The 6,296-nt window shown below is 69.4% G+C and carries 11 protein-coding genes; 4 read left to right on the top strand and 7 right to left on the bottom strand.

The features are described 5' to 3' along the window. The 3 genes from FRW57_RS15535 to FRW57_RS15525 form a co-directional block, all read right to left on the bottom strand. A partial coding sequence (locus FRW57_RS15535; protein WP_152186415.1) for a DnaJ domain-containing protein occupies positions 1–124 on the bottom strand: 124 nt, incomplete at its 3' end. Positions 125–458: 334 nt separating this feature from the next. Beyond that, the gene (locus FRW57_RS15530) at positions 459–773 is read right to left on the bottom strand and encodes a hypothetical protein (protein WP_137123511.1); all 315 of its coding nucleotides are present in this window, start codon (positions 771–773) and stop codon (positions 459–461) included. Positions 774–794: 21 nt separating this feature from the next. After that, the gene (locus FRW57_RS15525) at positions 795–1,226 is read right to left on the bottom strand and encodes an Hsp20/alpha crystallin family protein (protein WP_137123514.1); all 432 of its coding nucleotides are present in this window, start codon (positions 1,224–1,226) and stop codon (positions 795–797) included. A gap of 151 nt (positions 1,227–1,377) precedes the next feature. On the opposite strand from FRW57_RS15525, the gene FRW57_RS24500 reads away from it, so the two are divergent. The 4 genes from FRW57_RS24500 to FRW57_RS15510 are packed head-to-tail and all read left to right on the top strand — an operon-like array spanning position 1,378 to position 2,687. Further along, positions 1,378–1,734, top strand: coding sequence for a hypothetical protein (locus FRW57_RS24500; protein WP_238384891.1), 357 nt, complete (start codon positions 1,378–1,380; stop codon positions 1,732–1,734). A 28-nt stretch (positions 1,735–1,762) separates the two neighbouring features. Then, on the top strand, positions 1,763–2,110 hold the full coding sequence (locus FRW57_RS24495; RefSeq protein WP_238999451.1) for a MerR family transcriptional regulator: 348 nt from the start codon (positions 1,763–1,765) through the stop codon (positions 2,108–2,110). Further along, on the top strand, positions 2,107–2,370 hold the full coding sequence (locus FRW57_RS15515) for a hypothetical protein (protein ID WP_203230353.1): 264 nt from the start codon (positions 2,107–2,109) through the stop codon (positions 2,368–2,370). The genes FRW57_RS24495 and FRW57_RS15515 overlap by 4 nt, the downstream gene beginning before the upstream one ends. 50 nt (positions 2,371–2,420) lie before the next feature. Further along, positions 2,421–2,687 (top strand): hypothetical protein, encoded by a 267-nt coding sequence (locus FRW57_RS15510; protein WP_137123513.1) that lies wholly within the window; start codon positions 2,421–2,423, stop codon positions 2,685–2,687. 250 nt (positions 2,688–2,937) lie between these two features. Here the strand turns inward: FRW57_RS15510 and FRW57_RS15505 are convergent, their stop codons facing one another. The 4 genes from FRW57_RS15505 to FRW57_RS15490 all read right to left on the bottom strand — a co-directional run bounded on the left by FRW57_RS15505 (position 2,938) and on the right by FRW57_RS15490 (position 5,938). Beyond that, positions 2,938–3,423 carry a GNAT family N-acetyltransferase gene (locus FRW57_RS15505; RefSeq protein WP_162308280.1) on the bottom strand — a complete coding sequence of 162 codons (486 nt, stop codon included), beginning with the start codon at positions 3,421–3,423 and terminating at the stop codon, positions 2,938–2,940. Positions 3,424–3,585: 162 nt separating this feature from the next. Further along, entirely contained in the window at positions 3,586–4,029 is a 444-nt protein-coding gene (locus tag FRW57_RS15500; RefSeq protein ID WP_137123425.1) for a DUF2269 family protein, read from the bottom strand. A gap of 131 nt (positions 4,030–4,160) precedes the next feature. Beyond that, a complete protein-coding gene (locus tag FRW57_RS15495) occupies positions 4,161–4,850 on the bottom strand; it encodes an ABC transporter ATP-binding protein (RefSeq protein ID WP_137123426.1) in 690 nt (229 codons plus the stop codon). Continuing rightward, positions 4,847–5,938, bottom strand: a complete 1,092-nt coding sequence (locus FRW57_RS15490) for an ABC transporter permease (protein WP_137123427.1) — start codon at positions 5,936–5,938, stop codon at positions 4,847–4,849. The genes FRW57_RS15495 and FRW57_RS15490 overlap by 4 nt, the downstream gene beginning before the upstream one ends. Positions 5,939–6,296: the final 358 nt, after the last annotated feature.

Genomic DNA, 6,296 nt, shown 5'->3' with positions numbered 1-6,296 from the left:
CGATCTCGTCCGGGTGCCAGCGGCGGGCCAGGCGCCGGTAGGCCCGCGCGATGTCCGCGCTGCTGGCGCTGGGGTCCACCCCCAGCAGCCGGTACAGGTCCACGCCCGGATCTACTGCCGTCATCACGCTGCCGCGTCAGAAACCACCCTGTGTCACCGAACTGGAAGGGGACTGCACACCGGGTCAGGCGGTGCCCCTCAACGAGTCGGGGACACCGCCTGAGCCGATGTTGGCGGGCGTGACAACCGCTGGTCCGGCGCGCCGGAGATCACGAGATCGCCGTGAGGGCGTGACGCCACCTCTTGGTGGCGCCTTGCACGGAGCAGACGTGGCGCGCGGAATCAGCGGCCGCCCGGTACTCGGTGACAAGGTGCTGACCCGATCACCTCCTCCTCATTCCTCGATATGACCATCGCGGGATCGCCTGGGCCGGTGGGTGACCGGCCCCATGACCTGACTACTGGGCGCGCGGGGGTGAGCGCTGCCGGGACCAACCATCGACGCCGGGGCGCGCAGACCGGTCGGCCGGGGGCGAGGCCCCGACGCGGCCGGGCGCCGGCATACCCCATCGGTGGTGGTCGGCGTGGCGGCCCGCTGTGCGGATGGGGGAACTGGGCCATGCGGCGGCGACGATCGCGTCGAACTCCGCACTGAGCAGCTCCTCATCGTCACACACCAACGCCCAGAACTCCTCCTCAACAGCGGCCTTGGCGGCGTTGTCGGCGGTGGCCTCGGCGACGCCCGCACCGCTGTTTGTGGTCGTGGTCAACATGGTGGACACCACCGGGGTCGGTCAGGTGTTGATCGCCTGCCGGCCGGAGTCGCCGGTGCTGATCTCGATCTTGCGGGGCTTGGCCTGCTCGGCCACCGGGATCCGCAGCGTGAGCACGCCGGCGTCGTAGCCGGCGTCGATGCGCTCGGTGTCCAGGTTGTCGCCCAGCACCAGCTGGCGGCTGAACGTGCCCCTGGCCCGCTCGGCAGCGATCATGTCACCGGTGTCCTGCCGGACCGGGCGCTCGGCCCGCACGGTGACCACGTTGCGCTCGACGTCCAGGTCGATCGCGCCGGGGTCCACCCCGGGCAGGTCGAACTCGACGACGAAGCTGTCCCCCTCACGCCAGGCGTCCATCGGCATCGCCGCCGGGTACGCGAGGGTGCCGTTGCCGTTGAACATCTGCCGGGTGAGCCGGTCCAGCTCGCGGAACGGGTCGGTGCGCATCAACATCTGTGCCATCGGTGAACCACTCCTTCCCACACCGCCTGTCAGTGCCACCACCTTTCCTATGGTGGCGCTTATAGATTTGATATAGCACCTGTGGGACACTGAGGCAAGACCCGGGCCGAGAAATCTCGATGGAAGGAAGAGGTGGCTGGCAGTGGTCCTCAGGGAGGTGTCGGTGGAGCGGCTCGGTTTCAGCTGTGGCGGCTGCGGCCACAAGTGGGTGCTCGACTACGACGTGCAGCACGTCGAAGACGGTCATGGGCATGATCGGGACTACTACTTCCACGAGGGGCTGCCCTGCCCCGATCCCACCGCGCCCGGCGCGGTGCTGTGCCCGGGCTGTGGACGTGGGCACGTGGCGGTGGAGCTGCTCGCGCGCCGGGCCAGCCCCGCGGTCACCGAAACAACGACCGGTGACCTGGGCACCCGTCCCGGATCGGAGAAGACCGCGGCCCGCGCCGACGCACCGCTGCTGGCCGCGGCAGGGGAATCCAGCGAGGCGAGCTCGTGAGCCCGGTCGAGGCGTGTACGGAATCTCGGTGGCCGCCGAACTCGCCGGCATGGACGCCCAGCGACTGCGGCTGTACGAGGCCCGGGGACTGCTCGAGCCCGACCGCACCCCGGGCGGCACCCGACGCTACAGCGCCGATGACCTGGACCGGCTACGCTGCATCGGCGCACTGCTGGGCGACGGGCTCAATCTCGCCGGCATCGCCATGGTGCTGAACCTGCAAGACGAGAACGACCGCCTGCCCCACCGACTCGACGACCACACCTTCAACAACACTGAACCGCCACCGACGCCATCAGCGACGTCGACAGCGAAATCCGATAACGGCGACGAGGACGACACCGACCCAGACCAAACCCGGAGGAGCCAGTCATGACCCCGATGAGTACCGCCGACCGGGACGACCTGCCCAGGGATGTCATCACCGAGGTACCCGAGGCCGACGCCGCCGAACAGGCCACCCCCGCCGTCCCCGACACCGCCGAAGCCAACGACACCCGCTACCCCGACGACACCGGGCACACCGCCCTGCCGGAGGAGGCCGACCCGGCCGACGCCTGGGAGCAGGCCCTGCCCGTACCCGGGGAAGACGACGATGACTACGACCACGACGGCACCGCCGACTCCCGCACCTGAGCCCGGAACCGGCGCGACCCAGGCCCGCACCGAAGCGTAGGAGAGCCGAGATGGGAACCGAGCACGAAGCCCTGTCCACGCTCACCCTGCGGGAGCTCATCGACCTGCTGGCCGACACCGAGCAACGGATCCGCCTGCTACGCCGCGCAGCCACCAGCACTACCGGCCACACTCCCCTCGGCCGCCCAGATGGCCATGACGATGGACCGGAGGCGGTCCGGCACCTGCTGCGCCAGCAGAACCAGATCATCACCGAGCTGCGGCGACGCAGATCCCGCGGCACCGGTGGGCACCTCGGCTCCGACACCGGCGGTTGACGGCACCCGTGCCCGGTAGCCGAACCATCACCGGCGACGAGAACTGCGGCAGGCGTTGTCACCGGTTGCCCGCGATGAGGTGTCCGCTGGCGTCTTCTATACGGCACACGTGCGACGTGACCGCGTCCGCAAGCCGATCCGCTACTGGCGATGACCTGGTGGTCAGGCGCCAGGCAAACGAGCGGTGGCGCCGGACCACCAAGGGCGCCGCCAAGCGGCGTCACCACCCACCTCAGCCAGCAGCCTTGGCCTACTGGGATGGGCTGACGTCGCGGACACGCCAGACCACATCGAGCGCCGCGTTGCCGGTCGCACTTGGGTCGACGCGTTCGACCATGAACCCCTCGCGTTCGTAAAAGGTGCCGGCGTGCTCGTTGCCGGCGAAATGCTCGATGTGCAGCCGACCGGCGTCGGGGGGCAGCTGCTGGATGAGCGCGGCGATGAGTTGTGGACCGAATCCGCGCCGGCGGTGCTCCGGGTGCACGTAGAGCTTGTAGATCACGTGGTCGGATCCCTGTTGGCCGCGCTGGGCCACGCCGACGACCTTTCCGCCGGCCTCCGCGATGACGACCAACCCGTTGGTCACGGCTTCCCGGACATGGGATTCGTTCCACCAGTCGCGCACCTGCGCATCGGCGGCCGCCGCGCCGATCAGCGGTGCATAGTGCGGCCGAATCACCACCTCGCCGAACCGCGTGATCGCTTCAACGTCGTCCGGCTCCGCGCTGCGTACCACCGGATCTGCTCCTCCTGGCACCGCTGGACCTCCCACATCAAGCCGTCTTGATCGACCGTATCGAGCTAACCGCTCCTGGGTTGACAGCGCTCCTCGCGGCCGTCCGCTTGAGGATCCTCCGCCGAATCAGGCGAGCTGCCCGGGCTGGGCTCCTCGGTTGTATCAGGGCTTCCAGACCATGAGGACGACCACCGCGACAAGCAGCAGGGAAACGATCCCGGAGGACGCTGCGACGCGACCGTAGCCGATTCGGGTCGTTGTGGCCGCGTCGGCGGTGTTCATGTGCGCACCGGCTCGGCGCAGGGTGGGGGCAACGACCAGCAGGCTGACGGCCAGGGCGAGCAGGTACAGGACCAGGGAGATCAGGACCCACGGCGTGGTGACCGACAGGTCGTACTTCGGGTCACTCATGCCCAGCACTCCGAAGCCGAGGACCGCGACGAGGAGCGAGGCCCAGCTGAGGATGGCGGTGGACCGGGCCAGCGCGATGACGTGGGTCTCGTGCCCGGACCGCAGTGCCTGCATCGCGGTCATCGGCAAGATGGCCATCGGGCCGATGATGAAGACGGCGGTGAGCACGTGCAGAACGTTGAGTGCGGTTTCCATGGTGTGCCTCCTGGGCGGTGGTGGGTGGTGTGGTCTGGCCGCGTCGGCTCGTGTACGTCCACCCTGGCGAATGCGCCGGATGGACATGCACCGCTGGGCCGAGAGATGCTGCGCGGATGGAGTAGCCGCTGTTAGCGGTGTCCGGCCAGGGCGGGGCTGTCGAGTCGTCCGTCGTTGACCTCGGCGATCTGGTCAACGGCGGTCAGGTGGGAGCGGTCGTGGGTGACCAGGACGGTGGCGGTGGCCTGCTGGTGGGTCAGGGTGGTGATCAGGTCCAGGATCGCGGTGCCGCGTTCGTGGTCCAACGCGCTGGTGGGCTCATCGACCAGGAGCACCGCAGGGTCGTTCATCAGCGCGCGGGCGATGTTGATGCGCTGTTGCTGTCCACCGGAGAGCTGGTGGGGCCGACGGTCCGCTTGGCCGGTGAGGCCGACCGCGTCCAGGAGCTCCAAGGCCCGGGCTCGTGCCGCGCGCGGGGAGCGACCGTCAAGGTGGGCCATCACTTGGAGCTGTTCGGCGGCGGTCAGCGACGGCAGCAAGTTGGGTTGCTGGAAGATCGTGCCGATCCGGGTGCGGCGCAGCGTGGTCAGCTGGGCGCGGGTCATCTCGGCGGTGTCGGTGCCGGCGATGACGACGCGCCCGGTGTCGGGGGTGATCAGGGTGGCGGCGACCGCCAGGAGGCTGGACTTGCCAGAGCCCGACGGGCCGACGAGGGCTGCGATGGTGCCGGCCGGCACGTGCAGGGTGACGTCGTCCAGTGCGGTCAGGCGGGTCGCACCGTCGGGGTAGGTCAGGGTGATGTTGGTCAGGTGCAGGCTCATCGGGCGCTCCCTAGGGCAGTCAGTGGGTCGACGGAGGTGATGCGGCGGATGGACAGGGCGGCGCCGACGGCGCCGAGGGCGATCATGATCAGCGCGGGGACGGCCACTGTGTTTAGGTCCAGGACGAACGGCACGGCCGCCCCAGTGGCACCAATCGCGGCGCCGACACCGGCGGCGATCGCCGTGCCGGTTGCGGTGCCGAGGGCGAGCAGGACCACGGCCTGACCGAGGGCGTCGCGTAGCAGGTAGCGGGTGGAGGCGCCGAGTGCTTTCAGGACGGCGATGTCGCCGCTGCGCTGGATGGTCCAGACGGTGAAGAAGGCGCCGATCACCAGCGCGGAGATGGCGAAGAGGAACCCACGCATCAGCTGCAAAGAGCCGTTCTCGGAGGTGAAGGAGCCGATCGCGGACAGGGCGTCATCGCGGCTGACCGTGCGGGTGCCGAGTTGGGTGTCGGCGGCGGCCAGGTCCGCGGTAGAGCTGGTTGTCAGGGCGACAACGGTGGCGTGGGTGTCGCTGTCACCGGGTCCGCCGGTGAGGTGTTGGAAGTCGGCCAGGCTGGTCCAGATCACCGGGGTGTGGCTGTAGGAGGCGTCACCGGAGACAGCGGTCACCCGCAGGTGCTGCCCGGCCAGTGTGATGCGGTCTCCGGGCCGGACGTGTAGGTCGGCCGCTGCGCCGGTGGACAGCACGGCGGTGCCGTGCTGGAGCTGTCCGGCAGAAGGTGCTAGGCGGGAGCCGGGTTCGACCCCGAACGCGGACACGCTGGCGGTCCGGTCGTCGGCTTCGGCGCGGGTGGTGGTGATGCCCAGCGGGTCGGCGCTGGTAATGCCGGGCACTTTCGCCCAGGCCGTTGCCGTGTCTTCGTCCACACTGGAGGTGGTGAACGAGGGGTCCCCGCCGGCGGCGGGAGCGGAGAAGACGAGGTGGTCGGCGGGCAGGTTGGTGATGGCCGAGGTGCTGTCCTTCGCCAGGCCTGCGGTCAGGCCGGAGACCAGTCCGACCAAGATGGTGATCAGTACGACGACGGTGCCCATCAGGGCGAAGCGGCCCTTGGCGAACCGGAGGTCTTTCCAGGCGACGAACAAGGTTCAGCCTTCCTTTGGCAATGGTGCCGGACGCAGTGCCCGGCGGTAGTACCCAGCCTCGCCGCAGCGGGGGGTCGGTCACATCGCACCGCAGACTGGTTCGCTGAAGCCATTGGGTGCATGGCGCGCTACACCTTTTGGCCGGTGCCGCCCGTTGTGGTGGCGGCTTAGGCTGGTGGCTTGTGAACCCTCACTCCCTGACTCCGGTGCTGCGTGTGCTGGGCGGCCTGCTGCACCTGCTGGTGGCTGCGTTGCTGGCGCTGGCTGTGGCCCGGGCCGTGACCGAGGGCTCCTCGCAGGCTGGCGCCGTCGTTGCGGTCGCCGTGCTGCTGGCCGCCACCTACGCCGCCGGTCCGGC

It is taken from the genome of Segeticoccus rhizosphaerae (genome assembly GCF_009192725.1).
In the GTDB taxonomy this organism is placed as follows: Bacteria; Actinomycetota; Actinomycetes; order Actinomycetales; family Dermatophilaceae; genus Segeticoccus; species Segeticoccus rhizosphaerae.
This window is presented reverse-complemented; position numbering and strand designations above follow the sequence as displayed.